Raw genomic sequence first — 24968 nt, 5'->3', positions numbered from 1 at the left:
TAGTCATCCTTTCTCGTATTACCATGCAAGGTCATTATCAACCGTCCGGCCCCGACCCGTCGCCTGGTCCAGCAACAGGCGCTGCTCAAAGTGGGCCACGTTGCGTTTGGTTTCCTTCACCATGTCGGGGTTCACCGATACGCAGTCGATCCCGTTGCGGATCAAGAAATTCGTAAAATCAGGGTACTCTGATGGTGCCTGCCCACAGATCGAAACGGTCCGGCCGTCCCGGTGGGCAACCGTAATCAGGTGGCTGATCGCCCGTTTAACGGCTAGGTTGCGTTCGTCAAAGAGGGCCGAAACGGTATCATTATTACGGTCACAGCCGAGCACCAGCATCGTTAAGTCGTTGGAGCCGATTGAATACCCATCCACGTACTGGTTGAACTGGTCCGCCAAAATGATGTTGGCGGGGATTTCAGCCATCATGTAGACCTTAAAGTCCGCACTCCGGTGCAAGCCGGCCTGGTTCATTAACTGCGTTACCCGGGCCAGTTCCGCGACCGTCCGAACAAACGGGATCATTACGTTGACGTTCCGTAGCCCCATTTCGTTCCGCACCCGCTTAACCGCGGCCAGCTCCAACTTGAAGGCTTCGACAAAGTGCGGATCATAGTAACGGGAAGCACCACGCCAGCCCAGGAGGTCAGCCGGCTCGTGCGGCTCAAACTCCTCACCGCCCGTTAAGTGCCGGTATTCTCCCGACTTAAAGTCCGAAAAGCGCAGGGTTAACGGCCGGGGAGCCATTGCCCGGGCCACCTTGGCAATACCCCCTGCCAAGAAGTCCACAACTTTTTGCGGCTGGCCGGCCTTAATCAGGGCCAGGGGGTGTTCATGAATGGCGGTGGTCCAAATAAATTCTTCCCGCATCAGGCCGATACCGTCTGCCGGCAGGGCCGCGTAACGTTGCGCGAGGTCCGGATCACCCAAGTTCATCATGACCTGGGTAGCGGTCGGCGCAAAGTATTCGGCCACCGCTTGCTCGGCCGGAGCGGCTTCCTTTGGCGCTAACTGCTTCGTCAGGTCCCCCGCGTAGACGACTCCATTCCGGGCATCGACCGTTACCTGGTCGCCATCATGCAGGGTTGTCATTGCCGCTTGCCCGCAGCTCGCCGTGCCGACTAAGCACGGAATCTGCATTTCCCGGGAAACAATCGCCGCGTGACAGGTCATCCCGCCATTGTCGGTAACGATTGCCGCGGCCTTCTTCATCGCCGGCACCCAGTCGGGCGAGGTCATTTGGGTTACCAGCACCTCCCCGGACTTAAAACTATCAATGTCAGCTGGATCAGCAATCACGTGCGCCCGGCCACTGGCCAGACCCGGACTGGCGGGAAGACCCTTGAGAACCGGCCGGTGGTCTTCAAGCGAATTATTTTCTTCTGCCGGAGCTGCTGGCTGCTGGTTCGACCAGGCCGTTTCGGGACGGGCTTGGACCAGCCACAGGCGACCGGTCGGGCCGTCAAGCGCAAATTCCATATCCATATGGCAGCCATAGTGCTGTTCAATCCGTTTGGCGTAGCCCGCCAGTTCCTTAACCTGGTCGTCACTTAGCGCCGGTTGGTCGGCCAGGGCTGCGGGAACGGTCTGCTCATAGGTTCCCCCGCCCGGCTTCTGCAGCAACTCAACCGGCTTGTTGGTAATCGCCCGGTCGATAATTGCCAAGTCTGGCTTGTTGATAACGTAATGGTCTGGAGTTACTTTCCCGAGAACGATGTATTCGCCGAGCCCCCAAATCGCGTCCACCACAATTTGCTGGTCATTGCCGTCGGCGACGTTAAGCGAGAACATGATCCCCGCAGCTTTGGAAAAGACCATCATCTGGATAGCCGCACAGAGCGCGACCTTCTCGTGCGGGAAATGCTGCTTGTGCCGGTAATAGGTTGCCCGGTCGGTAAAAAGCGACGCGTAGCATTCCTGAACCTTCTTAACTACCAGAGCGGCACCGCTAACGTTCAGGTAGGTCTCCTGCTGGCCCGCAAAGGAGGCGTTTGGCAAATCCTCCGCAGTCGCACTGGAGCGCACCGCGACAAAGGGATCCGGCTGGTCCATCTTTTCGGCCAGCTGTTCGTAAGCCGTCGTAATTGCCATGGCCAATTCTTCTGGCATCGTGGCGCTGATAATCAGGGAGCGGATTTGGTTGCACACCGTGTGCAGCTCGTCCGTATTTTCATAGTCCTTGATTTCAGCAAGCAACTGGTTAACCCGCTGGTTCAGACCGGTGGCTTCCATAAAACGGCGGTAAGCGTGCGCGGTTGTGGCAAAGCCATACGGTACTGGTATGTCGGTTGCCGAAGTGAGCTCACCAAGCGAGGCCGATTTACCCCCGACTAAGTCCACATCCTGCCGGCGCAATTCATCAAACCATAAAACATCCTTTTGTTCTCGTTTTACCATCACGGCATCTCCTTTTTCTGAATGTATCTTTTTCCTAATCGGTCTGGGCAAAGCTGTCAACCACTTTTTGGGGATGTAATTTTGAGCAACTGGTTGCATCCGCGGCAACACTATATTAAATAATTGATATTTTTTATTAATGTACGGTTTGCCGTGGGCTTGTTAACTTTGTAATTTGGAGCTTTTTCCAAAAATTTAAATTGGTATATATAAATTTTCTTTGATTTAAAAGGGTTTACGGTAGATTGGTCTAATTTTTAAAATAAAAAAATCACCATTGGTAAGCGACTTTACTCGTCAATTACCAATGGTGATTTTTCTGATTCTGGTTAGCAACAGCGGGGTCCTTATTCCTGCCCCAGCCCGCCAAACCGGTTCATGCGCAATTCGTCGGCGTAGGCGTTTAGTTTCCGCAGGCGGTGGTTGACCCCCGACTTGGAAATCGGTCCCCCGGGCACAAGCTGGCCAAGTTCCTTGAGGCTGACCTCCTGGTGGTTCAGCCGCGTCTGGGCAATGTCCCGGAGCTTGTCCGGGAGGCTGACTAGACCCACGGTGTCCTCAATCAGCTTGATGTTTTCAATCTGTCGGGTCGACGCGTTCGCAATCTTGTTCATGTTGGCGTTCTCGCAGTTTACCAGCCGGTTGACCGAGTTGCGCATATCGCGGACAATTCGGACATTCTCAAACTGGAGCATCGAGTTGGTTGCCCCAATCAGTGACATAAAGTTAGCAATCTTTTCTGCTTCCTTGAGGTAGACAATGTAGCCGCTGCGCCGGGCCGTCGTTTGCGCATTGAGGCCAAACTGGTTCATCATCCGGGCAATCATTTCATTGTGTTCCTCATATAGGGAATAAATTTCCAAGTGGTAGCTGGAGGTTTCGGGGTTATTAACTGAGCCCCCCGCTAAAAAGGCCCCCCGCAGGTAGGAACGAACCATCCACTCATCCTTGAGCAGGGCCAGTGGCACCTGCTCCTTGATCTGGAAATTCTGCAGGATTCCCAGGTCGTCGAGCACCCGCCGGGCGGAATAACGCAGGCGGACGATGTACTGGTTATTCTTCTTCAGCTTCATCTTCCGCCGCACCACGATTTCGCTTTCGACATCGTAAAATTCCTTCAGGAGCGAATAAATCCGGCGGGCAATCGCCGGATTTTCAGTTTGGATATTGAGGATTAACTGCCGGTTGGCAATCGCAATGCTGCCGTTCATCCGAATCAGGGCCATCAGCTCGGCCTGGGCGTTCTGCTGGTGAACCTTAATTGCCGTTAATTCCTTTTTGACTTCACTTGCGTAGGACATTGCACTCCTCCTCTATTCATGGACCTGGTGGAGGCGGTTCATCAGCTCGGCGACTACCCGGTCACGGTCATGGAAGGCCCCGTTATCTTTGAGCCGCAGGAAGTTGGCACTGATCACCCGGCAGCCCAGGTCCCGCAAGCCCTGAAAATCATGCCCGACCGGCTGGGAAATCTCATTCCACTGCTTAAAGTCCAGGTAGTTTTTTGGTACCGGCTGGATATTGACCAGGACCGTGTCGATAAAGTTTTGCCCCAGGTGGTCGTTTAGCACCCGGACGTGGTCGGCATCCGTAAAGTGGTCGGTCTCGCCCTTCTGGGTCATGATATTGCAGATGTACACGACCTCCGCCCGGCTTTCGCAGATCGCGTCCCGGACCGCCCTGATCGTCAGGTTCGGCAGGATGCTGGTGAAGAGGCTCCCAGGGCCAATCACAATCTGGTCGGCAGCCCGAATTGCCGCCAGTACTTCCGGGACCGGCTGGATCTGGTCGCCATCCGCACCATCAGCCGTCGTTACCCAGACCCGTTTAATCTGCCGGTGGGCCGCCGTAATTTCCGCTTCCCCGCTGAGCTTCGTCCCATCTGTAAACTCCGCGTTAAGGGTCAGGGGTTCGTTGGCGACCGGGTAAACGTGGCCGCGAATCTTCATCATCTGGGAGAGTTCCTGGACCGCTGGGAAAATCCCCCCCCGCATTTCGGAGAGGGCCGAAATAATCAGGTTGCCGATGGCGTGGCCGGCAAAGAATTGGTCCGAGCTCTTGAACCGGTACTGGAAGACGTCTAACTCCAATGGTGACATCTCTGACAGGGCAACCAGCACGTTTCTAATATCGCCCGGCGGCACCACGTTGATGTAATTGCGCAGGATTCCTGAAGAACCGCCATCATCAGCAACCGTAACGACTGCCGTGACGTCGGCATCCTGGTCACGCAACCCGCGCAGGACAACTGGCAGGCCGGTGCCGCCACCGATCACGACGATTTTCGGTTTATGGATCATCCGTTATCACTTCCTTCCTACTGTGCCTTGCTAACGTCGCGGTGGTAAAGGTTGACCTTATACTTGTCATCCTTGAGATCCGCGGCTAGCTGATTGGCAATCGTTACCGACCGGTGCTGGCCGCCAGTACAGCCAATCGCCACCGTCAGACTGCTCTTGCCCTCCTTGATGTAGCCAGGCAGGGCGTTCTCCAGCAGGGACCGCAGGTGGGCGTAAAACTGCTGGGCCGCCGGACTGCTCATCACGTATTTCTGAACCGCCGCGTCATTGCCGGTCAGGTGCTTCAGCTCCGGCAGGTAAAAGGGGTTCGGCAGAAAACGAACGTCCATCACGATGTCGGCATCCAGAGGCAGACCGTACTTAAAGCCAAACGACATCACTTCAACGAAGAAGTTGTTCTCTTCCCCATTGCTAAAGAGCTTGTCAATCCGCAGCTTGAGGTTCCGCGGGGTCAGGTCGGTGGTATCAATAATCACGTCCGCCCGACTCTTCAGCTCACTCAGCAGCTGCCGCTCCATCTCAACCCCGTCCATGATCCGGCCCTGGCGTGCCAACGGGTGGAGCCGACGGGTTTCCTTATAGCGGGACACCAGTTTGACGTTATTGGCGTCCAAGAAGAGCAGTTTGACGTCGAGGTCGGCGCGCCCCTTCAGCTTGTGCAGTGTCGGCAGGACCTGGTCATAAAAGCCGCGTGACCGTAAATCCATGACCATCGCGACCTTCTTAAATTCGCCGGACTCCTCGATTACATCGACGAACTTCTCCGCCAGGTTGGGCAGCATATTATCGATTACAAAATAGCCGAGATCCTCAAAGCTATGGACTGCCAGGGTCTTTCCGGCCCCGCTCATCCCAGTGATAATTACCACTTTAATTTTTTCCGTCATCGCTACTTCTCCTTCTCAGACAACTTCCTTTGTATTGTACCACAACTATGCCGGGCGTGTCTTTTATTGCAATCCAGCGGCTAAGTTTTGCTTAGCCAATAGCCTGACCGTCGTCTCCGGCAGGAAGCGGGCAACGTGAGCGGGCGTCAGCGCCTCGTCCCCAAAGACCTGAATGCCATGCTGGCGCAACAGGGCCGCCGTCACCCCCGAACCGGCAATCCGCTGGCCGGTAAAACTGCCGTCGTACACCTCCCGGGTCCCACAGGCCGGGCTTTTTTGCTTCAGGTAGGCAACCGTCACCCGCTGCTTCTGGGCAATCGCTAGAACCCGCTGGGCCGCTGCCAAGTAAGCTGCCGTGACGTCCCGTCCGGACCTGGTCACCACCCGGGCCCTTCCCGTCAGAACATCCGCCCCCGTTCCGCCCTGGATCTCCGCCGGCTCGCGCGGGGTAGCAAAGCCCGCCATAATTTCCGGGCAGACCGTGATGGCCGCCCCCAGCGCTAAGAGCTTCACCGCTAGTGGCTGGCGGGCATTACCGCCATCGTACCGCACGTTGAACCCCGCTAAACATGAACTCAGTAAAATCATCACTAACCGCCTCCTTGCTGTTCCCATCTTACCATGATCTTAAAAGGGCGGTCCCGGGACTTTCCCCGGCAACCGCCGACTGAATTATTCAACTGCTTGTAAGTTCTTAATGGTGTTATCGCCGTCTTCGCTCGTCAGGTGGAGGCAGTTAGCCGCGTTGGCATTGGCCTGCTGTTCGCCGCTATCGTGGTCGGCGCCGTTAACTTCATTGTCGCCGGTCGCGCTCTTCAAGAAGTAACCGTCAACGTGCGCGTCAACTGCTTCATTGTCACCGTCACTGTTTTTTACGAAGTAGTTGCCCCGGAAGGTAACGTTCCGGCTGGTGAAATCACCCGACTCCAGCTGCGCTTTGCCGCCTTCGACCGTCAGGTTCCGCAGGTCGACGTCCCCATCCCGGGCGTCAATCGTAACCCCGGATAAGTCAACCCCGTCCACCGTGACGTCACCGCTGGTCGCCTTGATCGTTCCAGCGAGCTTGGTTCCCTTAGGGACGGTAATCGTAATGTCGTCCACGGTCGCACTGTTGTCCCAAAATACTCCAGCAACAGTGCGCGTTTGCTTAACTGTCAGCAGCTGGTCAGTGATGAGTGCCTTGGGCTGCGTCATGCTAACTCCCCGGTAGCTTACCTTAAACTTCCGGCCGGACTTAATTGTGACGTTAGCTGAATCGACATTCAGGTCCAGGCGGTCAAAGTGCTGGTTAGTCAGCAAGTTTTCGTTGACCTTCTTAGTAATTACCGGCTTCAAGCCGTCAAAGGAAACGTTGCGCGCACCGTGACCCCAAAAGCCAACTGCCGTCAAGATCAGGCCCACAATTAGGATGCCTACGCTAAATTTAAATAACTTCTTCATGGTTACTTCGTCCTCCTCTGCTGGAGTTTTTGGTAGAGAAACTTAGAAAGGTTGGCAATCCCTTGTGCCAACAGGCGGATAATCCAGTAGCCGACGGGAATAAAGATCAAGAAGCCGCCGAGCACCACTAGGCCGAGGCCCAGGTAGAAAATCCCGGTCATTGGTGCCGCCGCAATCAGGCCCACGCCCAGGTAGAGCATGGCTCCCGCTGTCACCAGCAGGCCCACGATAATGCCGAGCAGGCCAAGGATAATGCCGATGACAGCCCCTAAGGCCGCAATCAAAATTCCCAAAGCCACGATACTTAAGACCAGGGTGATCGGCGAGGTCACGATTGCAATCAGGACCAGCCAGAAGACCCGCCAGCTGGACTTGGTTGAAGCAACCTTTCCCGCACCGCGGTCCTGCTCGTTGGCCTTAATCGAATAGTCCGCCAGAATCTGGTGGCTGAGCTGCCGCGGTGTTCCTAATTCCGCCGTAATCTGCTCCCAGGTATCGTACTGGGCATCCGCGATATACTCATCATAAAAGTCAATGGCGTCCGCCCGCTCCGCTGCTGGCAGGGTATTTAAGTACCTGCCCAATTCTTGAATATATTTTTCTCGTGCGTTCATTGCTGTTCACCCCGCTGATAGAAAATTTGGTCTAAGTTATCTTTATACTGCTCCCATAGGCGAAGAATTTCTTGCAGGCGCTGCTCACCAGCCGCAGTCAACTGATAATAACGGCGGTTGCGCCCCTGAAAAGGCTGATCGTAGGTCGTCAGATCACCGTTTTTCTTCAGCCGGCGTAGGACCGGATACATCGTCGATTCCGAAATGTCAATAACGGACTGGACCCGCTGAGTTAAGGCGTAACCATAGTAGTCGTCCTGCTTGAGGATTGCCAAGACCAGGCCGTCGAGAAGTTCTGCCGTGATTTGTATCTTCATTCCATTCACCTCTCTTAATTCATTAATATTATATATTGTATAATATTAAATGTAAATATATTATTTTAAAAGATGCAAAAGAAAAACAGTGCCCCAGCTTAAACTGAGTTCACTGTTTTATCACTATTTGCTTTTCTTTTTGGCAGCCCGGGCCGCTGCCCACTGCTGGTCACGTTCCAGCATCTCTTTCAGGTAACGGCCGGTATAGCTTTCCTTAACCTGGGCAACCGCTTCCGGCGTTCCCGTGGCAACCACCTGGCCGCCGGCGTCCCCGCCTTCGGGCCCCAGGTCGATCAGCCAGTCGGCCGACTTGACCACGTCGAGGTCGTGCTCAATCACCAGGACGGTGTTGCCAGCATCGACCAGCCGCTGGAGGACGCCGAGGAGCCGTTTGATGTCATCCATGTGCAAGCCAGTCGTCGGCTCATCCAGGATATAGAAGCTCTTGCCGTGAGACTGGCGGTGCAGTTCGGCCGCCAGCTTCATCCGCTGGGCTTCCCCGCCAGACAGGGTCGTCGCTGGCTGGCCCAGGTGAACGTAGCCGAGGCCAACGTCCTCGATTGTTTGCAGCTTCCGGCGGATCTTCGGAATTGCACTGAAGAATTCTAGGGCTTCTGAAACCGTCATGTTCAGGACTTCCGCAATGTTCTTGCCCTTGTATTCCACTTCCAAAGTTTCCGAATTGTAGCGGGTCCCGTGACAAACCTCACAGGGCACATATACGTCCGGCAGGAAGTTCATCTCAATCTTGAGAATCCCATCCCCGTGGCAGGCCTCGCAACGGCCGCCCTTGACGTTAAAGCTGAAGCGGCCCTTGGTATAGCCGCGAACCTTGGCCTGGTTGGTCTGGGCAAAGAGTTCCCGAATGTCATCGAAGACCCCGGTGTAGGTCGCCGGGTTGCTCCGCGGCGTCCGGCCGATCGGCGACTGGTCAATGTCGATGACCTTTTCAATATTGTTCACCCCGCTGATGGAAGCGTACTTCCCCGGCTTAGCGGAATTATGGTTGAGCTTCTGGGCCAAAATGCGTTTCAAAATCAGGTTGACCAGGGTCGATTTCCCCGAACCGGAAACCCCGGTCACGCAGATCAGCTTGCCAAGGGGAAAATCGACGTCAATCTGCTTCAGGTTGTTGGCCGCGGCCCCCTTAATCACGATGTGCTTGCCGTTGCCGGGCCGCCGTTCTGCTGGCACCGGGATAAACTTCTTGCCAGAAAGGTACTGGCCGGTCAGCGACTTGCGCGACCGCATTACCTGCTTGGGGGTACCGGCCGCCATCACCCGGCCACCGTTCTCGCCGGCACCGGGACCGATGTCGATGATGTAGTCGGCGGCCCGCATGGTATCCTCATCGTGCTCGACCACGATCAGGGTGTTGCCGAGGTCCCGCATTGCCTTGAGCGATGAGATCAGCCGGTCATTATCCCGCTGGTGGAGCCCAATCGACGGCTCATCCAGAACGTACATCACCCCGGAGAGGTTGGAACCGATTTGGGTTGCCAGCCGGATCCGCTGGGCCTCACCCCCGGAGAGGGTCCGGGCCGACCGGCTGAGGGTCAGGTATTCGACCCCAACGTTTTGCATGAAGGTCAGCCGGTCAAGAATTTCCTTGAGGATTGGGCGGGCAATCTGTTCATTCTGTTCCGATAAATGAACCTGCTTAAAGAAGTCAATCGCGTCGCTGATCGACAGGTCGGATACCTGGCCAATGTTCTGTCCGTTGATTTTAACGGCCAGCGCCCGCTCGTTCAGCCGGTAACCGTGGCAGGCCGGACAGGGCAGCTCGGTCATGTACTTGCGCATCTGCTCCCGGGTAAAGTCCGAATTGGTTTCCCGGTAACGCCGCTTAACATTATTGACCACCCCTTCAAACGGTACGTCCACGTCCCGGACCCCGCCGAAGTCATTTTCGTAGTGGAAGTGGAAGGTCTGGTCGCCGTTGCCATAGAGAACCTGTTTTTGCTGCTTCTTTGGCAGCTTGTTAAAGGGAGTATCCATGTCGATGCCGACTGAATGGCAGAACTGCTCCAACAGTTGGGGGTAGTACTGGGACGAGATCGGGTTCCAGGGCGCCATTGCCCCATCGCGCAGAGTCTTGCTACGATCCGGGACCACCAGGTCAACATCGACCTCCAGTTTGGAGCCCAGGCCTTCACAAACCGGGCAGGCCCCCATCGGTGCGTTAAAGGAGAAGAGCCGCGGCTCCAGCTCGCCGACCGTAAAGCCGCAGATTGGGCAGGCATACTTTTCGGAAAAGGGAATCGGCTCGCCACCAATCACGTCCGCAATTGCGTAGCCGTTGCTCAGGCGGAGGGCGGCCTCAAAGGAGTCAAAGAGCCGGGAGCGGACGCCATCCTTGATGATAATCCGGTCAATGACGACGTTGATCGTGTGCTCCTGGTTCTTGTTCAACTCGGGAACTTCGTCGAGGTCGTAGGTTTCCCCGTCGACCTGGACCCGGACAAAGCCCTCCCGCTTAATCGTTGCCAGGACCTTCTTTTGGGTCCCCTTCTTGGCCCGAACAACCGGTGAGAGGATCTGTAAGCGGGTCCGCTCTGGCAATTCCAGCACCCGCTCGACCATCTGGTCGGGGGACTGGCTGCTAATTGGAATGTGGTCGTTGGGACAAATTGGCGTCCCGACCCGCGCCCAGAGGAGGCGGAGGAAGTCATTAATTTCCGTTACCGTCCCGACCGTCGACCGCGGGTTGTGGGAGGTCGTCTTCTGGTCAATTGAAATCGCCGGTGAAAGACCGTCAATCGAATCAACATCTGGCTTATCCATCTGGCCTAGGAATTGCCGGGCATAGGCGGACAAGCTTTCGACATAGCGCCGCTGGCCCTCGGCATACAGGGTATCAAAGGCCAGTGAACTCTTCCCAGACCCGGACAGACCGGTGATGACTACCAGCTTGTTCTTGGGAATCTTGACGTCAATATTTTTTAAATTGTGGGCCCGTGCCCCGTGAATAACAATCTTATCGTTTGCCAACGGATTACCCCTCCTCTACTTTGCTTTCCGTCCCGGCTTGGTCTTCTTGCCGGTCATTTGCGCCTTTAGTTCCATCACGGTGTCCCGGAGTGTGGCCGCCTGCTCAAAGTCCAGCCGCTTGGCCGCCGCCTGCATCTGCTCAGTCAGCTCAGCAACCATCTTCGTCTGGGCATCCCGGGACAGCTTGGCGAAGTCCTGCGTGGTAAACTCCGTACTGTCAGCCTGCTCGCCGGTGTCGGCCGTTTCCTTGGTTGCCGAAATGGCCTCCTGGATCGGCTTAACGATTGTGTGGGGCGTGATGTGGTGCTCTTCGTTGTACTTCATCTGGATTGACCGCCGCCGCTTCGTTTCATCAATCGCCTTCTGCATCGACTCCGTGACCTCATCGGCGTACATAATCACGGCCCCGTGTTCGTTCCGGGCCGCCCGCCCGATTGTCTGGATCAGGGAGCGCTCGTTGCGCAGGAAGCCCTCCTTATCCGCATCCAGGATCGCCACCAGGGAGACCTCTGGCACGTCCAGACCTTCCCGGAGCAGGTTGATTCCCACGAGGACGTCAAACTTGCCCAAGCGGAGGTCGCGAATAATCTGCGTCCGCTCCAGGGTCTTAATATCACTATGCAGGTACTTGACCTTGAGACCGAGGTCCTTCAGGTAGTCCGTCAGGTCCTCCGACATCTTCTTCGTCAGGGTCGTCACGAAAACCCGCTCGTGGCGTTCGATCCGCTTGTTGATCTCACCGACCAGGTTATCAATCTGGCCCATCACCGGCCGGACCTCAATCGTTGGATCCAATAAGCCGGTTGGCCGGATAATCTGCTGGGCCACGTGGTCGGTCTGCTCCATCTCGTACGGCCCGGGCGTTGCCGACATATAGACGACCTGGTTGACGTGCTGCTCAAACTCGCCGAGCTTCAGCGGCCGGTTATCGAGGGCGCTGGGCAGACGGAAGCCGTAGTCAATCAGCATCTGTTTCCGGGCCCGGTCGCCATTGTACATCCCCCGCACCTGGGGCATCGTCTGGTGGGACTCGTCAACCACCAGCAGGTAGTCCTTGGGGAAGAAGTCCAGCAGGGTGTACGGTGGTTCGCCGGGTTTGCGCCGGTCCATGTAACGGGAATAGTTTTCGATTCCGTTGGTATAGCCCATCTCCCGCATCATTTCGATGTCGTAGGTGGTCCGCTGCTGAATTCGTTCCGCTTCCAGCAGTTTGCCCGCATCGGTAAACTGCTGAACCTGCTTTTTCATGTCCCGTTCGATTTCCGGCAGGGCGACGTCCATAATGTCCTCGTTGGTCATAAAGTGGGTGGCGGGGAAAATTGAGACTTCTTCCCGGTCCCCCTTTACCTCGCCGGTCAAGGCGTCAACTTCCCGGATCCGGTCAATTTCGTCACCAAAAAATTCAATCCGCAAGGCCGTTTCACTGTGGGACGCCGGGAAAATTTCCACCACGTCGCCGTGCACCCGAAAGCGGCCCCGCTGAAAGTCAATGTCGTTCCGGTCGTACTGGATCGTGACCAGCTGGCGCAGGAGGAAGTCCCGGTCGAGCTGCTGACCAACGTGCAGGGAAACCACGCTGTTTTGGTACTCATTCGGGTTCCCCAAACCAAAGATGCTGGAAACCGAGGCCACTACGATCACGTCGTTCCGTTCAAGGAGGGCCGTCGTAGCGGCGTTTCGCAGCTTATCGATCTCGTCGTTAATTGAAGCGTCCTTTTCGATGTAGGTATCACTCGACGGGACGTAGGCCTCCGGCTGGTAGTAGTCATAGTAGGAAACGAAGTATTCGACGGCGTTGTGGGGGAAGAACTTCTTCATTTCTCCGTACAGCTGCCCCGCCAGCGTCTTGTTGTGCGACAAAATCAGGGTCGGCTTATTAACGTTCGCGATGACGTTGGAAATGGTAAAGGTTTTCCCGGTCCCGGTCGCCCCCAGCAGGATCTGGGCCTTATCGCCATTTTCAATTCCCTTAGTCAGCTGGTCAATGGCCTCCGGCTGGTCCCCGGTCGGCTGGTAATCAGAAACTAGGTCAAATTTTCGGTCTGCTTGACGATAAATCACAAGCTGTTCCTCCCGTTGCTTATTGCGGCGCCATACCGCTAATTTAGACACATTTTAGTGTATCATGCAAACATGCATTCGTCTAATAATCTGACCATTATAAAAAGAGCCGCGACGTGGTTTTAGCCATCTCACAGCTCCATTTGATTTCAAGTTAATTTATTCTTCGGCAAATGCTTGCAGTGCCTTTTCAAAGTCAGCCAGTTTAGCATTGGCCTTGTCCAGTGAGTCCGCACTGGTACCGATGTAATACTTCAGCTTTGGTTCCGTTCCGGATGGGCGAATTGCGATCCATGTTTCGTCATCCAGGACGTAGCGGAGGACGTTCGATTCTGGAATGCCTAGTTCACTGACCTGGCCGTCGGCAGTCGTCTTCGTCCCCTTGGCGAAGTCCTCGGTTACGACAACTTGGTGACCAGCAAAGTCAGCTGGGGCTTCTTCCCGGAACTTCTTCATTAGGCTCTGAATCTTGGCCGGACCGTCGACCCCGGCGTAAGTGTTGGCAATCGTCTTTTCACGGAAGTAGCCGTACTTCTGGAAGAGTTCCTGCAAGCCATCGTACAGGGTCATATCCCGGCTCCGGTAGTAAGCAGCCACTTCTGCCAGCAGGGTCAGTGACTGGATGGCGTCCTTGTCCCGAACGAACGGCTTAATCAGGTAGCCGTAGCTTTCCTCAAAGCCAAACATAAAGGTATGGTCAGCCTGCCCGCTTTCGTACTGGTGGATCTGGTCAGCAATCCACTTGAAGCCGGTCAGGACGTTAATCATGGCCACCCCGTAGCTTGCGGCCACCTTTGCCGCAAAGTTGGTGGAAACGATCGACTTAACAGCCGCCGCGTTCTTCGGCAGTGTCCCCGCCTGCTTCCGGGCTTCCAGGATGTAGGCCAGCATAATCGTGGCAATCTGGTTCCCCGTTAGCAGTTGGTACTCGCCGTCTGGCTGCCGGACAGCACAGCCGAGCCGGTCGGCATCCGGGTCGGTCGCAATCAGCACGTCGGCATCAATCTTCTTCCCTAAAGCAATCGACCGGACAAAGGCCTCCGGAAATTCCGGGTTCGGGTGCTCCAAGCCGGGGAAGTCCCCGTTTGGCTGGGCTTCGGTCGGCTCAATCGTGAAGTTGGTAAAGCCGGCTTGACGGAGGGCCCGTTCACCCAGCATCCGCCCGGTCCCGCACAGCGGCGTGAAGACGAACTTCATGTCCTTGCCATACCGCTTAGCTAGTTCGGGGTTAACGGTGACTTCCTTAGCAAGCTGGAGGTAGGCGTGGTCGACGTCCTCACCCATAATGGTTTCCAGGCCGTTGCTCAGCATTTCCTGTTCATCAGCCAGTTGGATGTCGAAGAGGTCACTGATTTTACGGATGTAGCCGGTCATCATGTCCGACTCCTTTGGCGGCATCTGGCCCCCATCTTCACCGTAAATCTTGTAGCCATTGTATTCCTTCGGGTTGTGGCTGGCGGTAATCATGATTCCGGCGTAGGTTCCCATCTGCCGAACGGCAAACGAAAGCTCCGGTGTCGGGCGAACATTGTCATAAATGTAAACCTTAATACCGTGTGCCCCCAGCACCCGGGCCGAATCATGGGCAAAACGGTAGGAGTTATGCCGGGAGTCGTAACCAATCGCGACCCCGCGCTGCTTAACCGCTTCCCCCAGTGAGTCCATCAGGGTGGCGAGACCTTCCGTTGCCTGGCGGACCGTGTAAACATTCATCCGGTTAATTCCCGGGCCCATCAAGCCCCGCATCCCGGCAGTACCAAAGGATAGTGGGCCATAAAAGGCATCTTCGATTTCCTGCTCATCGGTCATGGCGGCTAATTTCTGCTTGAGGGTTGGCTCTAAATCAGTCCGCGCTTTCCATACTTGGTATGTGTCTTTCCAGCTCACAATAAAGTCTCCTTTACTTCTTTAATCTGTACTTAGTATACCGCATCTTTCTGGCAGCGGCTGCTTTTACCAATAGTTTTACTAAACTTTTACTGAAGGGCTGTAAAAAGAGGCTGGAATTAACTCAGCCTCTTCCTACCGATTATTCATGACTTGTAATGTACTGGTAGGCCTGCTGACCAGCGATGGCGCCATCCCCGACCGCGGTAGCAATCTGCCGCAGCGGCGTTTCACGAACATCACCGATCGCAAAGATTCCCGGAATGCTGGTCCGCATCACGGTATCGGTCTTCACCCAGCCCTGGTCGTCCAGGATTCCCAGGTCAGCGAAGGGCTTGGTCAGCGGAATGTTGCCGACGTAGATAAAGACCCCGTCAGCGGCCAATTCACCGTCAGCTCCCGTTACGTTGTTATGGGTCTTTACCCCGGTAACCTTAACGTCATCGCCGATGATCTCGGTCACGCTAGTGTTAAAAACGAATTCCATCTTCGGGTTCTTTCGCGCTTCGTCCTGGAGCATCGGCTGGGCCCGGAGTTCGCCCCGGCGGACCAGGACGGTTACCTTTGCCGCTAATTGGGTCAGGTACAGTCCCTCTTCGACCGCGGAATCACCGCCGCCGACAACCACCAGGTGCTTGCCCTTAAAGAAGGCCCCATCGCAGACCGCACAGTAGGAGACCCCCCGGCCGCCGAATTCTTCTTCGCCCGGGACACCCAGCTTCCGGTGGTCTGAACCGGTCCCGATCACCAGCACGGGCGCAACGTAGGTTTCTCCCATGTCGGTAGTGACCTTCTTGTTTGCTCCATCAACTTCAACCTTGGTAACCGTACCGTAGGCGTACTCTGCACCAAACTGGGTCGCCCCCTGGTACATCTTTTCCGCCAGTTCCGGTCCCTGAACGTCCTTGAAGCCGGAGTAGTTCACAATTGAAGCGGTGTTGTTAAGGTTGCCGCCATAAGCACCCCGGTCTAGCATGACCACCTTTAAATTAGCCCGTGAAGCATACAGGGCGGTCGTCATCCCGCCAGGGCCGGCACCAATAATAATGACATCATATTGTTTCTCTTCTGCCATGGTTTATTCCTCCATCCTGGTTACTATCCATAATGATATTAGCTGGCGCGCCCTTTGTCTAGTAAATAGCTTACTAAAAATAAGAAAAGGTGCCATGACCATTGCCGGTCGCGGTACCTTTTTAATTTACTTGCTGCTCTTTTTATCTTCAGCAGTCAGCTTCGCACCCAACGCCTTGATGTAGTCGCGCAGCTCATCCTTCACCTGCGGGTGGTTCAGGCCGTATTCAATGTTGGTTTGGATCCAGCCGAACTTGTTACCGACATCGTAACGGTCGCCTTTGTACTCGCGGGCAAAGACGCGCTGGGTCTGGTTCAGCGTGTCGATGGCGTCCGTCAGTTGAATTTCGCCGCCCTTGCCCGGCTTGGTCTTGGCCAGGACGTCAAAAATTTCGGGAGTAAAGACGTAGCGGCCGATGATTGCCAGGTCGCTTGGGGCGTCCTTTGGTGCCGGCTTTTCAACAAAACTGGTTACGTTGTACAGGCCCGGCGTAACTTCCTTGCTCGGGTTAATCACACCGTACTTGGCGGTGTCTTCATGCGGTACCCGCATTACGGCCAGCGTCGAAGCACCAGTCTGCTGGTAGCTTTCGATCAGTTCCTTCGTCAACGGCTGACCATTGTTGTTGATGTTGTTCAGGTCATCGCCCAACATAACAACGAACGGTTCGTCACCAATAAAGTCCCGGGCGGTCAAAACCGCGTCCCCTAATCCCCGGGGATGGGATTGGCGGATAAAGTAAATGTTGACGTCCGTAGTCTCCTCGACCAGCTTCAGCATTTCGTCCTTGTGCTTAGAACGCAGGTTGTCTTCCAATTCTGGGTTAGAGTCAAAGTGGTCTTCAATTGACCGCTTGTTTTTGCCGTCCACCACGACGATGTCTTCAATTCCTGACTTGCGTGCTTCCTCAACGATGAATTGGATCGTTGGCTTGTCAACAATTGGCAGCATTTCCTTTGCTAACGCCTTAGTAGCCGGCAAAAAACGAGTACCTAATCCCGCTGCTGGGATGATTGCCTTGCGAACACGTTTCATAACAATATAAGTCCTTTCGTAACTTCAATTTCTCTCAAAGTCTTCCAAGAGTATTTTACCATACTTATTCGATTTCTGACGTTAAGTCCCGACTCATCAGTTGAGAAATGGCATCCTTAATGTCCTTACCGGAATAGAGGACTTCGTACAGCGCCTCGGTAATCGGCATCTTGACCTGGCGCTTCCGGCTTAGTTCGTAAGCCGCCTTGGTCGTGTAGACCCCTTCGATGACCATCCCCATGTTTTGAATCACGTCAGCGAGTTTTTGCCCCTGGCCTAGCTGGTAGCCAGCCCGCCAGTTTCGTGAATTCTTACTCGTCGCCGTTACTACCAGGTCACCGACCCCGGACAGGCCAATGAAGGTCATTGGGTTCGCACCAAAGGCAACCCCGAGCCGGCGAATCTCGGCAAGTCCCCGGGTAATCAGGGCCGCCCGGGCGTTATCGTGGTAGCCCAATCCCTGGAGCGCCCCCGCCCCGATGGCAATAATATTTTTCAAGGCCGCGCCAAATTCAGCCCCGATTACGTCATCGTTGGTGTAGACCCGGAAGTAGGAATTGCTAAAGAGTTTTTGGACTTCCTTGGCATTGTCAAGGACCGTGCTGGCGGCCGTAACCGCGGTCATATCCTTGATTGCAACGTCCTCCGCGTGGCTCGGGCCTGACAGGACCACGATCCCCCGCCGGTGGTCGGGTGCGATTTCCTCTTCCAGCATTTCAGAAGGCCGCTTGTAGGTGTTTTGTTCCAAGCCCTTAGTCGCGTGAATGATCAATGGCCGCTGGCGGAGCTCCCCGAGCAGCTGGTCCAGCTGGTGGGCAACCTGGCGAAGACCCTTGGTCGGGATGACAATCAGGAGGACCGAAGCATCCTTGACTGCCGCCCGCATATCGGTAGTGGCGACCAGCTGGTCAGAGTAGACCAAATCCTTCATGTATTCTGGATTGCGGTGCTCCGTGTTCAAGCGGTCAACCTGCTCCTGGTTTCGCGCCCACAGCATTACGGAATGACCATTTTCCACCAGCATATTAGCAAGGGTACTTCCCCACGAACCAGCACCTAAAACTGCAATTTTTTCTGCCATAACCATTCTCCTTAAACTAAAATCCTATTTACTTCTCCAATACCAGGGCACCTGCTTTGTCCGCCGCCGGACAACCATGACGACCAGCGCAGCTGCCAGAAAAACCAGGGACAGCAGTTGGGAGATCCGAACCGGCCCCAGCATCAAGCTATCGGTCCGCATCCCTTCAATTACGAAGCGGCCCGCGGCATACCAAATTACGTAAGTCAAGAAGACCTCGCCCCGCTTAAACAGGTGGCGGCGGTGCCGCAAAATCATCAGGAGGGCAAAACCGCTGAAGTCCCAAAGCGACTCATACAGGAAGGTCGGTACCCGGTAGGCACCACCAATATTCATCTGGTTGATAATCCAGGCGGGAAGGTGCTGCGCGACCAGGGCCGCCCGGCTGGTAACCCTGCCAAAGGCCTCCTGGTTCATAAAGTTGCCCCAGCGGCCAATTCCCTGCGCCATAATCAACGTCGGTGAAATAACGTCCAGCATGGTCCACAGTGCCAGCCGGCGAGCATGACAGAATACTACCAAGGTGATGAAGCCCCCGATAATTGCGCCGTAGATGGCAATTCCCCCGTCCCAGATTGCCACAATTTCACCGGGATGACGGAAATAGTAGGGCCACTGGAAGGCCACGTAGTAAAGCCGCGCACAGATAATCGCTACGGGGATTGCCCAGAGCAGGTAATCATAAAAGTCATCCTCGGGGATCCCTAAGCGCTGGCCTTCACGAACTGCCAAGATGAGGGCCAGTACCACCCCGCTGGCAATAATGATCCCGTACCAGTGAACCTGGATGGGCCCGAGGCGAAAGGCAATCGGGTTCAACGCTGCCGTTACCGCCGCCATTACTTCCCCTGCTCCTTGCTATCCCGGGCTGAATTCTGCTTAATCAGCCGGTTCAGGTTTTCGTCAAAGGTCTTGGTGGCGTCATAGCCCATCGTCTCGGCCCGGTAGTTCATCGCCGCGGATTCGATAATGATGGCGAGGTTCCGCCCAGTCTTAACCGGGACCGAAACCTTCGGAATAATTACCCCTTGGATGGTCTGGGTGTCCCCCCGGTCACCGAGGCGGTCAAACTTGGTATCCGGCGTCCAGGTTTCCAGGTGGACAATCAGGTTGATATTGTCCACCGGCATGATGGCCCCGGTCCCGTAGAGGGTGGAAACGTCAATGATCCCGATCCCCCGGATTTCCATCAGGTGTTGCAGAATGGCCGGAGCGGTCCCAATCAGGGTTTGTTCGTCCCGGGCGTACACTTCAACCCGATCATCGGCAACGAGCCGGTGCCCACGCCGAACTAATTCAAGAGCCGTCTCACTCTTCCCGACACCAGAATCACCGGTAATCAGGACCCCGACTCCGCTAATGTCGACCAGGACCCCGTGCAGGGATTTCCGGGGGGCCAGCCGGCCGAGCAGGTAGGAAGTCATATTACTCAAAATCTGCGAGGAGGTCAGGTGGGTCCCCAGGATGGGAATCTGGGCGTCCTCCGCCGCCTTCTTAAGCTCTTGCGGAATCGGCAGGTTCGTCGAGATGACGAAGCACGGCGTCTGGGGTGTACACATCCGGGTCATGTACTCCACCATCTGGTCATGGGTCAGGTCCTTGGAAAAGGAAATTTCGGTAATCCCGAGCAACTGAATCCGCATTGCCGGGTAGTGCTTGAAGTAACCGGCAAATTCGAGGGCCGGCCGGGAAATATCACTGGTCGTAATCGTCCGGCCCAGGTAATCTTCACCCTGTAACACCTTCAGGCGAACCTTGTCTATTAATTCCTGCACAGTAACATGGTTTGGCACGCTCATTCACTCCTTAATAATTATCCTGATGACTACTGATGATCGTGTTGCAGACCGACATAATAATGGCGATGAGCATTGCCGACCAAAAAGATGAAAAGCCGAAATTGTACGAGCCGATCAAATGTGAAGTCAGCTCAAGCATTAAGCCGTTAATAACGATACTGAACAGTCCCAGCGTCAAGATATTGATTGGCAGTGACAAAATCACTAGGATCGGCTTTACCGCGACGTTTAAGATTGCCAAAATAAACGCCGCCAGCAAGGCCATCCAGGCACTGCCGATGTAGAACATCCCCGTGCCGACAAACAGGCCGGCAAGGGCGATGAACAGCACCGTATCAATTAGCACTTTTTTCCAAAATGTCATTATAATCTTCCATTTCTTTTAATATCTTTTTCTTCGACGTCAGTCAGCGTCCGGCGCTGCCGCCGCTGGTCATGACTGGTGGTCATCCGCTCCTGCAGCTCACTTAGGCCCTTGATTAAGCCTAAGATTCCAGGGTGCTGCGGGTCAGGCGGCATAATCAGCACCATGATGGCATAGATGATGATCCCCGGAACAATCCCGCTGAGAATGCTCAGGATAACGTAAGCCACCCGCAAAAAAATTGCTGGACAGCTAAAGTACTGGCCAAAGCCCCCAAAGACCCCGGCAATTATCCGGTCAGACCCGGACCTGGTTAACCGTTTCCGACGACTTTCCCTCATCTAACCACTCCTTTATGTTAAACCTTAACGGCTTTCAACGGGAACTGCAATTGCGATTATTGCGGATTCTGCTGGCTAAGCTTCCACTGCAGGTAGGCGTTGATAAAGGGATCCAGTTCCCCGTCCATCACCGCCTGCCCATTATGGGTTTCGTAACCACTCCGGTTATCCTTTACCAGGGTGTAGGGGTGGAAAACGTAGGAGCGAATTTGGGACCCCCAGCCAATCTCCAGCTGCTCGCCTTCGATTTCGGCCCGCTCCTTGGCCTTCTTTTCCTCTTCCAGCTCATACAGTTTCGACTTCAGCATATTCATCGCCGTCTGCCGGTTGAGCAGCTGCGAACGTTCCGCCTGCGAAGAGGCCACCAGGCCGGTTGGCAGGTGGGTAATCCGGACCGCCGATTCGGTCTTATTGATGTGCTGACCTCCCGCCCCGCTGGAACGGAAAGTGTCCACCCGCAGGTCGGCCGGGTTGATGTCAACCTCAACGCTGTCATCTAGTTCCGGCATCACGTCAACCGACGCAAAGGAGGTGTGCCGCCGGCCAGCGGAGTCAAAGGGTGAAATCCGCACCAGCCGGTGAACCCCCTTCTCACTGCGGAGGTAGCCAAAGGCGTTGCGGCCCTTAATTAGGAGGGTCACACTCTTAACGCCCGCAACTTCCCCCGGTTCATAGTTGGCGGTTTCTACGGTCAGGCCGTGTTGTTCAGCCCAGCGCACGTACATCCGAAGAAGCATTTCTCCCCAGTCCTGGGCCTCCGTGCCACCGGCTCCCGGGTGAATTTCCAAGATGGCGTTCTTACCGTCGTACTTTTCGCTCAGCAACTGGCTAAGCCGGTACTGTTGCAAAGCCTCAGTGGTTTTCGCAAAGCTGGCCGCGAACTCCTGCTCCAGGTCCGGATCCGGTTCTAACTCCAGCAATTCCAGGTTCGTCTCCAGGTCTGCCAACTGGTCGCGCAGGGCAACGTAGGTGTCCCGCTTTTCTTTCAGGTCGTTATTGTCGTTAATCAGCTGCTGGGCCTTTTCGTTATCATCCCAAAAGCCCGGCTGAGCCATCCGGTGCTCATTTTCCGCGATCTGCTCATCAAGGGCATCCAGGTCAAAGAGACCTCCCGAAGCGGGCAGCTTCCTGCTGCATTGCTTCTATTTTTTTCTTGGCTTCACTTAATTCCATCAACAATTCCTCCCGATTACAAACATACGGCAGTGGTACCGCCATGGGTCACCGAACTGCCGCACCTTCTAGTAATTTTCTCAGTTGCCGCACTTAGCGGGTAACGTTTTGCCGAATTTCAGACTTCATGAATAGCCGGGTGGTTTCGTATTCAATGTCCGCTACCATCTGCTCAAACATGTGGTAACCTGCCGTCTGGTATTCCACCAACGGGTTTAACTGGCCGTAGCCCCGCAGGCCAACTGACTGCCGGAACTGGTCCATGATGTCGATGTGGTCGGTCCAGTGTGAATCAACCACCCGCAGCAGGACGACCTTTTCAAATTCCAGCATCTGGGATGGGTCGGTCAAAATCTGCTGTTTCTCATCGTAAACCTTTTCGGCAAAGGTCATCAAAAAGTCGACCATTTCATCCTGCGACTTGCCCTGCAGGTCCTTTACGGAAACGATATCCGGTTTAACCAGCACTTCTTCGGCAAAGTCCACGATTCCCTGCAGGTCCCAGTCCTTTTCATCACCCAGGGTGTGCTGTTCCACTTCCCGCTGGATGGTGCGCTTAAAGATCGGCATCAGGACCCACTTCAAGGACTTGTCTTCCGTAATGATCTGCTGGCGTTCCTTATAGATGATTTCACGCTGCTCGCGCATTACGTCATCGTATTGGAGCACGTTCTTCCGGGAATCGTAATTGTTCCCTTCAACCCGCTTTTGCGCTGATTCCACCTGGTGGGTCAGAAAGCGGCTCTTGATTACGGCATCCTCGCCCTGCACCTTCATCCGGTCCAGGAAGGCCTTGATCCGTTCACCACCGAACCGCTTCATCAGGTCATCTTCCAGGGACAGGTAGAACTGGGATAAGCCCGGATCCCCCTGCCGGCCTGACCGTCCCCGCAGCTGGTTGTCAATCCGCCGGGATTCGTGTCGTTCGGTCCCAATCACCGCCAGGCCGCCCAGTTCCCGGACGCCGGGGCCGAGCTTAATATCGGTTCCCCGTCCGGCCATGTTGGTCGCAATCGTTACGGCGCCCCGCTGACCGGCATTCTTGATGATGTCGGCTTCCTTCGCGTGGTTCTTCGCGTTTAAGACCACGTGGGGAATGTGTTCCTGGTCCAGCAAGTGGGAAAGGTACTCGGAGGTTTCGACCGCGACGGTCCCGACCAGGATTGGCTGGCCCTTAGCGTGCAGGCTCTTGATCCGCTTCACCACGGCCGCAAACTTGCTCTGCAGGGTCGGGTAGAGAAGGTCGGGCTCGTCCTTTCGGGCAACCGGCCGGTTAGTCGGGATCGTGATGGTTTCCATGTTGTAAATTTCCCGGAATTCTTCCTGCTCGGTCTTGGCAGTCCCGGTCATCCCCGCCAGCTTGCTGTACATCCGGAAGAGGTTCTGGTAGGTAATGTTAGCCATCGTCTTGTTTTCTTCCTGGATCTTGACGCCCTCTTTGGCTTCGATCGCCTGGTGAAGGCCATCGGAGAACCGGCGGCCCTGCATCACCCGTCCGGTAAAGGAATCGACGATCAGCACTTCACCGTCGGAAACCACGTAGTCCTTATCCAGCAGCATGATATAGTTAGCCCGCAAGGCCTGGTCGAGGTGGTGGGTCAGGGCCGTATTTTCAGGATCGTAAAGGTTCTTTAGGTTAAAGTACTTTTCTGCCTTCTTGATCCCCTCATCGGTTAACGAAACCGTCTTGGACTCTAGGTCAATCTTGTAGTCCGCCTCGTTTTTCAGCTGCTTGACGAAGCGGTCCGTCTGCTTGTACAGCTTGGAAGTCCCCGTTCCCGGGCCAGAAATAATCAACGGTGTCCGCGCTTCATCAATCAAAATCGAGTCAACCTCATCGACGATCGCGTAGTTCAGGCCCCGCTGAACCTGGTCTTCCTTGTAAACCGCCATGTTATCACGCAGGTAGTCGAAACCGATCTCACTGTTGGTGGAATACATAATGTCCGCCTGGTAGGCCTGCCGCTTTTCGTCGGGGCTCATCTCGGAGTTATTGATGCCGACGCTGCACCCCAGCCAGTTATACAGTTGGCCCATTTCCGTGGCGTCCCGTTTTGATAGGTATTCGTTAACGGTAATAACGTGGACCCCTTTGCCAGAGATGGCGTTCAGGTATACCGGCATCGTCGCCGTCAGAGTCTTCCCTTCACCGGTCTTCATTTCGGCAATGTTCCCCTCGTGTAGGACAATGCCCCCCATGATTTGAACGTGGAACGGGTAAAGTCCGAGGACCCGCTTAGCCCCTTCTCGGGCAACCGCAAAGGCTTCGGGCAGGAGAGCGTCGAGGGATTCCCCCTTTTGATAACGCTGGCGGAACTCGTCCGTCTTTGCCTTGAGCTGGTCGTCGCTGAGTTCTTCCATTTCCTTGGCATAAGACTCAACCTTGTCCGCAATCTTATTAATCCGCCGTAACTCACGGCGATCGCTTTCAATCCATTTTTTTAAAATGTTGGCCATAAAAGCGTCCTTCCTAATTCAGGCTTGAGTTGCTGAATAAAAGGTACTACTCAAGCCAATTATATTTTTAATTCTAACTGTAATATTTTACCACGTTGGCAGGCGATTGAAAACCGATTGACCCAGACAAAAAGCCCCTAGAACTCGGCACCCGAATCCTAGAGGCAGTTAGCAGTGAGTGTCCTCACCAGCGATTAGCTATTCTGCTTCAATTAAACCGTAACGACCATCGCGACGACGGTAAACGATACTCGTTCCATTGGTCTCAGCGTCTTGGAAAACGAAGAAGTCATGACCCAGCATATCCATTTGCAGAACCGCTTCTTCAGGGTCCATTGGCTTGAGTGACACTTGCTTAGTCCGGACAATCTTTAATTCGTCACTTGCGGCGTCATCGTCTGAAGGAACGAATTCCAGGTTCTTCAAGCCCTTTTCACGAGACTTGCGGTTAACCTTCGTCTTGTACTTCCGGATCTGGCGTTCCAGCTTGTCGGTTACCAAGTCAACACTACCGTACATATCATTGGAGGTTTCTTCAGCCCGCAACGTTAGGTATGGGAGCGGAATAGTAACTTCAACCTTGTAAGTACGGTTTGGATAAACCTTTAAGTTCACGTGGGCAGTTGCCTCAACGCTATCCTCGAAGAACTTTTGCAGCTTGCTGATCCGCTTCACCACGTAGTCCCGGATTGCGTCAGTAACTTCAACATTTTCACCACGAATATTGAACTTTAACATTGTACTTCTCT

21 protein-coding genes are annotated in these 24968 nt (G+C 54.9%); all 21 read right to left on the bottom strand.

From position 1 onward, the window contains the following. Positions 1 to 18 precede the first annotated feature (18 nt). The 21 genes from ppsA to hpf all read right to left on the bottom strand — a co-directional run bounded on the left by ppsA (position 19) and on the right by hpf (position 24957). Positions 19 to 2397, bottom strand: coding sequence for a phosphoenolpyruvate synthase (gene ppsA / locus HMPREF0494_RS07325; RefSeq protein WP_040458902.1), 2379 nt, complete (start codon positions 2395 to 2397; stop codon positions 19 to 21). A 347-nt stretch (positions 2398 to 2744) separates the two neighbouring features. Further along, a complete protein-coding gene (whiA, locus tag HMPREF0494_RS07320) occupies positions 2745 to 3698 on the bottom strand; it encodes a DNA-binding protein WhiA (protein ID WP_007124321.1) in 954 nt (317 codons plus the stop codon). A gap of 12 nt (positions 3699 to 3710) precedes the next feature. Beyond that, entirely contained in the window at positions 3711 to 4697 is a 987-nt protein-coding gene (locus tag HMPREF0494_RS07315) for a gluconeogenesis factor YvcK family protein (protein WP_007124320.1), read from the bottom strand. A 17-nt stretch (positions 4698 to 4714) separates the two neighbouring features. Then, positions 4715 to 5584 carry an RNase adapter RapZ gene (rapZ, locus tag HMPREF0494_RS07310; RefSeq protein WP_007124319.1) on the bottom strand — a complete coding sequence of 290 codons (870 nt, stop codon included), beginning with the start codon at positions 5582 to 5584 and terminating at the stop codon, positions 4715 to 4717. Between the two features lie 63 nt (positions 5585 to 5647). Beyond that, the gene (locus HMPREF0494_RS07305; RefSeq protein WP_007124318.1) at positions 5648 to 6172 is read right to left on the bottom strand and encodes a 2-thiouracil desulfurase family protein; all 525 of its coding nucleotides are present in this window, start codon (positions 6170 to 6172) and stop codon (positions 5648 to 5650) included. 84 nt (positions 6173 to 6256) lie between these two features. Next, entirely contained in the window at positions 6257 to 7024 is a 768-nt protein-coding gene (locus HMPREF0494_RS07300; protein ID WP_007124317.1) for a DUF4097 family beta strand repeat-containing protein, read from the bottom strand. Between the two features lie 2 nt (positions 7025 to 7026). Beyond that, the gene (locus HMPREF0494_RS07295) at positions 7027 to 7638 is read right to left on the bottom strand and encodes a DUF1700 domain-containing protein (RefSeq protein WP_007124316.1); all 612 of its coding nucleotides are present in this window, start codon (positions 7636 to 7638) and stop codon (positions 7027 to 7029) included. After that, positions 7635 to 7955, bottom strand: a complete 321-nt coding sequence (locus HMPREF0494_RS07290) for a PadR family transcriptional regulator (protein WP_007124315.1) — start codon at positions 7953 to 7955, stop codon at positions 7635 to 7637. The genes HMPREF0494_RS07295 and HMPREF0494_RS07290 overlap by 4 nt, the downstream gene beginning before the upstream one ends. Positions 7956 to 8078: 123 nt before the next feature. Beyond that, positions 8079 to 10946, bottom strand: coding sequence for an excinuclease ABC subunit UvrA (uvrA, locus tag HMPREF0494_RS07285; RefSeq protein ID WP_007124314.1), 2868 nt, complete (start codon positions 10944 to 10946; stop codon positions 8079 to 8081). Positions 10947 to 10961: 15 nt separating this feature from the next. After that, positions 10962 to 13007, bottom strand: coding sequence for an excinuclease ABC subunit UvrB (uvrB, locus tag HMPREF0494_RS07280; protein WP_040458901.1), 2046 nt, complete (start codon positions 13005 to 13007; stop codon positions 10962 to 10964). A 159-nt stretch (positions 13008 to 13166) separates the two neighbouring features. Beyond that, a complete protein-coding gene (locus HMPREF0494_RS07275; RefSeq protein WP_007124312.1) occupies positions 13167 to 14894 on the bottom strand; it encodes a phospho-sugar mutase in 1728 nt (575 codons plus the stop codon). A 142-nt stretch (positions 14895 to 15036) separates the two neighbouring features. Next, positions 15037 to 15969, bottom strand: coding sequence for a thioredoxin-disulfide reductase (trxB, locus tag HMPREF0494_RS07270; protein WP_007124311.1), 933 nt, complete (start codon positions 15967 to 15969; stop codon positions 15037 to 15039). A gap of 126 nt (positions 15970 to 16095) precedes the next feature. After that, positions 16096 to 17004, bottom strand: coding sequence for a UTP--glucose-1-phosphate uridylyltransferase GalU (gene galU, locus HMPREF0494_RS07265; RefSeq protein WP_007124310.1), 909 nt, complete (start codon positions 17002 to 17004; stop codon positions 16096 to 16098). 64 nt (positions 17005 to 17068) lie between these two features. After that, a complete protein-coding gene (locus HMPREF0494_RS07260) occupies positions 17069 to 18085 on the bottom strand; it encodes an NAD(P)H-dependent glycerol-3-phosphate dehydrogenase (protein ID WP_040458900.1) in 1017 nt (338 codons plus the stop codon). A gap of 24 nt (positions 18086 to 18109) precedes the next feature. Then, positions 18110 to 18925, bottom strand: a complete 816-nt coding sequence (lgt, locus tag HMPREF0494_RS07255) for a prolipoprotein diacylglyceryl transferase (protein ID WP_007124308.1) — start codon at positions 18923 to 18925, stop codon at positions 18110 to 18112. Beyond that, complete coding sequence (gene hprK, locus HMPREF0494_RS07250) at positions 18925 to 19878, bottom strand: HPr(Ser) kinase/phosphatase (RefSeq protein WP_040458899.1); 954 nt, start codon at positions 19876 to 19878, stop codon at positions 18925 to 18927. Before hprK ends, lgt begins: the two co-directional genes overlap by 1 nt. Positions 19879 to 19891: 13 nt before the next feature. Beyond that, positions 19892 to 20248 (bottom strand): phage holin family protein, encoded by a 357-nt coding sequence (locus HMPREF0494_RS07245; protein ID WP_007124306.1) that lies wholly within the window; start codon positions 20246 to 20248, stop codon positions 19892 to 19894. Next, the gene (locus HMPREF0494_RS07240; RefSeq protein ID WP_007124305.1) at positions 20248 to 20589 is read right to left on the bottom strand and encodes a PspC domain-containing protein; all 342 of its coding nucleotides are present in this window, start codon (positions 20587 to 20589) and stop codon (positions 20248 to 20250) included. Before HMPREF0494_RS07240 ends, HMPREF0494_RS07245 begins: the two co-directional genes overlap by 1 nt. A gap of 56 nt (positions 20590 to 20645) precedes the next feature. Beyond that, positions 20646 to 21762, bottom strand: a protein-coding gene (gene prfB / locus HMPREF0494_RS07235; RefSeq protein ID WP_148466425.1) for a peptide chain release factor 2 whose coding sequence is annotated in 2 segments (ribosomal slippage) — positions 20646 to 21689 and positions 21691 to 21762 — 1116 coding nt in all. Because the reading frame shifts where the segments join, the coding sequence is not laid out codon by codon here. A 93-nt stretch (positions 21763 to 21855) separates the two neighbouring features. Then, positions 21856 to 24219: a preprotein translocase subunit SecA gene (gene secA, locus HMPREF0494_RS07230; protein ID WP_007124302.1), complete on the bottom strand. Its 2364-nt coding sequence runs from the start codon at positions 24217 to 24219 to the stop codon at positions 21856 to 21858. 198 nt (positions 24220 to 24417) lie between these two features. Then, the gene (hpf, locus tag HMPREF0494_RS07225; RefSeq protein ID WP_007124301.1) at positions 24418 to 24957 is read right to left on the bottom strand and encodes a ribosome hibernation-promoting factor, HPF/YfiA family; all 540 of its coding nucleotides are present in this window, start codon (positions 24955 to 24957) and stop codon (positions 24418 to 24420) included. Positions 24958 to 24968: the final 11 nt, after the last annotated feature.

It is taken from the genome of Limosilactobacillus antri DSM 16041 (assembly GCF_000160835.1).
Taxonomy (GTDB): domain Bacteria; phylum Bacillota; class Bacilli; order Lactobacillales; family Lactobacillaceae; genus Limosilactobacillus; species Limosilactobacillus antri.
Note: the sequence above shows the minus strand (reverse complement) of the source record. Positions and strands in the feature narration are given on the sequence as shown.

Excerpts from the sequence above, each read along its gene's own strand:
- rapZ (WP_007124319.1), bottom strand. The coding sequence starts at position 5,584 with ATGACGGAAAAAATTAAAGTGGTAATTATCACTGGGATGAGCGGGGCC.
- hpf (WP_007124301.1), bottom strand. The coding sequence starts at position 24,957 with ATGTTAAAGTTCAATATTCGTGGTGAAAATGTTGAAGTTACTGACGCA.
- HMPREF0494_RS07260 (WP_040458900.1), bottom strand. The coding sequence starts at position 18,085 with ATGGCAGAAAAAATTGCAGTTTTAGGTGCTGGTTCGTGGGGAAGTACC.
- HMPREF0494_RS07315 (WP_007124320.1), bottom strand. The coding sequence starts at position 4,697 with ATGATCCATAAACCGAAAATCGTCGTGATCGGTGGCGGCACCGGCCTG.
- HMPREF0494_RS07305 (WP_007124318.1), bottom strand. The coding sequence starts at position 6,172 with ATGATTTTACTGAGTTCATGTTTAGCGGGGTTCAACGTGCGGTACGAT.
- whiA (WP_007124321.1), bottom strand. The coding sequence starts at position 3,698 with ATGTCCTACGCAAGTGAAGTCAAAAAGGAATTAACGGCAATTAAGGTT.
- ppsA (WP_040458902.1), bottom strand. The coding sequence starts at position 2,397 with ATGGTAAAACGAGAACAAAAGGATGTTTTATGGTTTGATGAATTGCGC.
- galU (WP_007124310.1), bottom strand. The coding sequence starts at position 17,004 with ATGAAACGTGTTCGCAAGGCAATCATCCCAGCAGCGGGATTAGGTACT.
- HMPREF0494_RS07245 (WP_007124306.1), bottom strand. The coding sequence starts at position 20,248 with ATGACATTTTGGAAAAAAGTGCTAATTGATACGGTGCTGTTCATCGCC.
- HMPREF0494_RS07240 (WP_007124305.1), bottom strand. The coding sequence starts at position 20,589 with ATGAGGGAAAGTCGTCGGAAACGGTTAACCAGGTCCGGGTCTGACCGG.
- trxB (WP_007124311.1), bottom strand. The coding sequence starts at position 15,969 with ATGGCAGAAGAGAAACAATATGATGTCATTATTATTGGTGCCGGCCCT.
- secA (WP_007124302.1), bottom strand. The coding sequence starts at position 24,219 with ATGGCCAACATTTTAAAAAAATGGATTGAAAGCGATCGCCGTGAGTTA.
- HMPREF0494_RS07290 (WP_007124315.1), bottom strand. The coding sequence starts at position 7,955 with ATGAAGATACAAATCACGGCAGAACTTCTCGACGGCCTGGTCTTGGCA.
- HMPREF0494_RS07300 (WP_007124317.1), bottom strand. The coding sequence starts at position 7,024 with ATGAAGAAGTTATTTAAATTTAGCGTAGGCATCCTAATTGTGGGCCTG.
- HMPREF0494_RS07295 (WP_007124316.1), bottom strand. The coding sequence starts at position 7,638 with ATGAACGCACGAGAAAAATATATTCAAGAATTGGGCAGGTACTTAAAT.
- lgt (WP_007124308.1), bottom strand. The coding sequence starts at position 18,925 with ATGGCGGCGGTAACGGCAGCGTTGAACCCGATTGCCTTTCGCCTCGGG.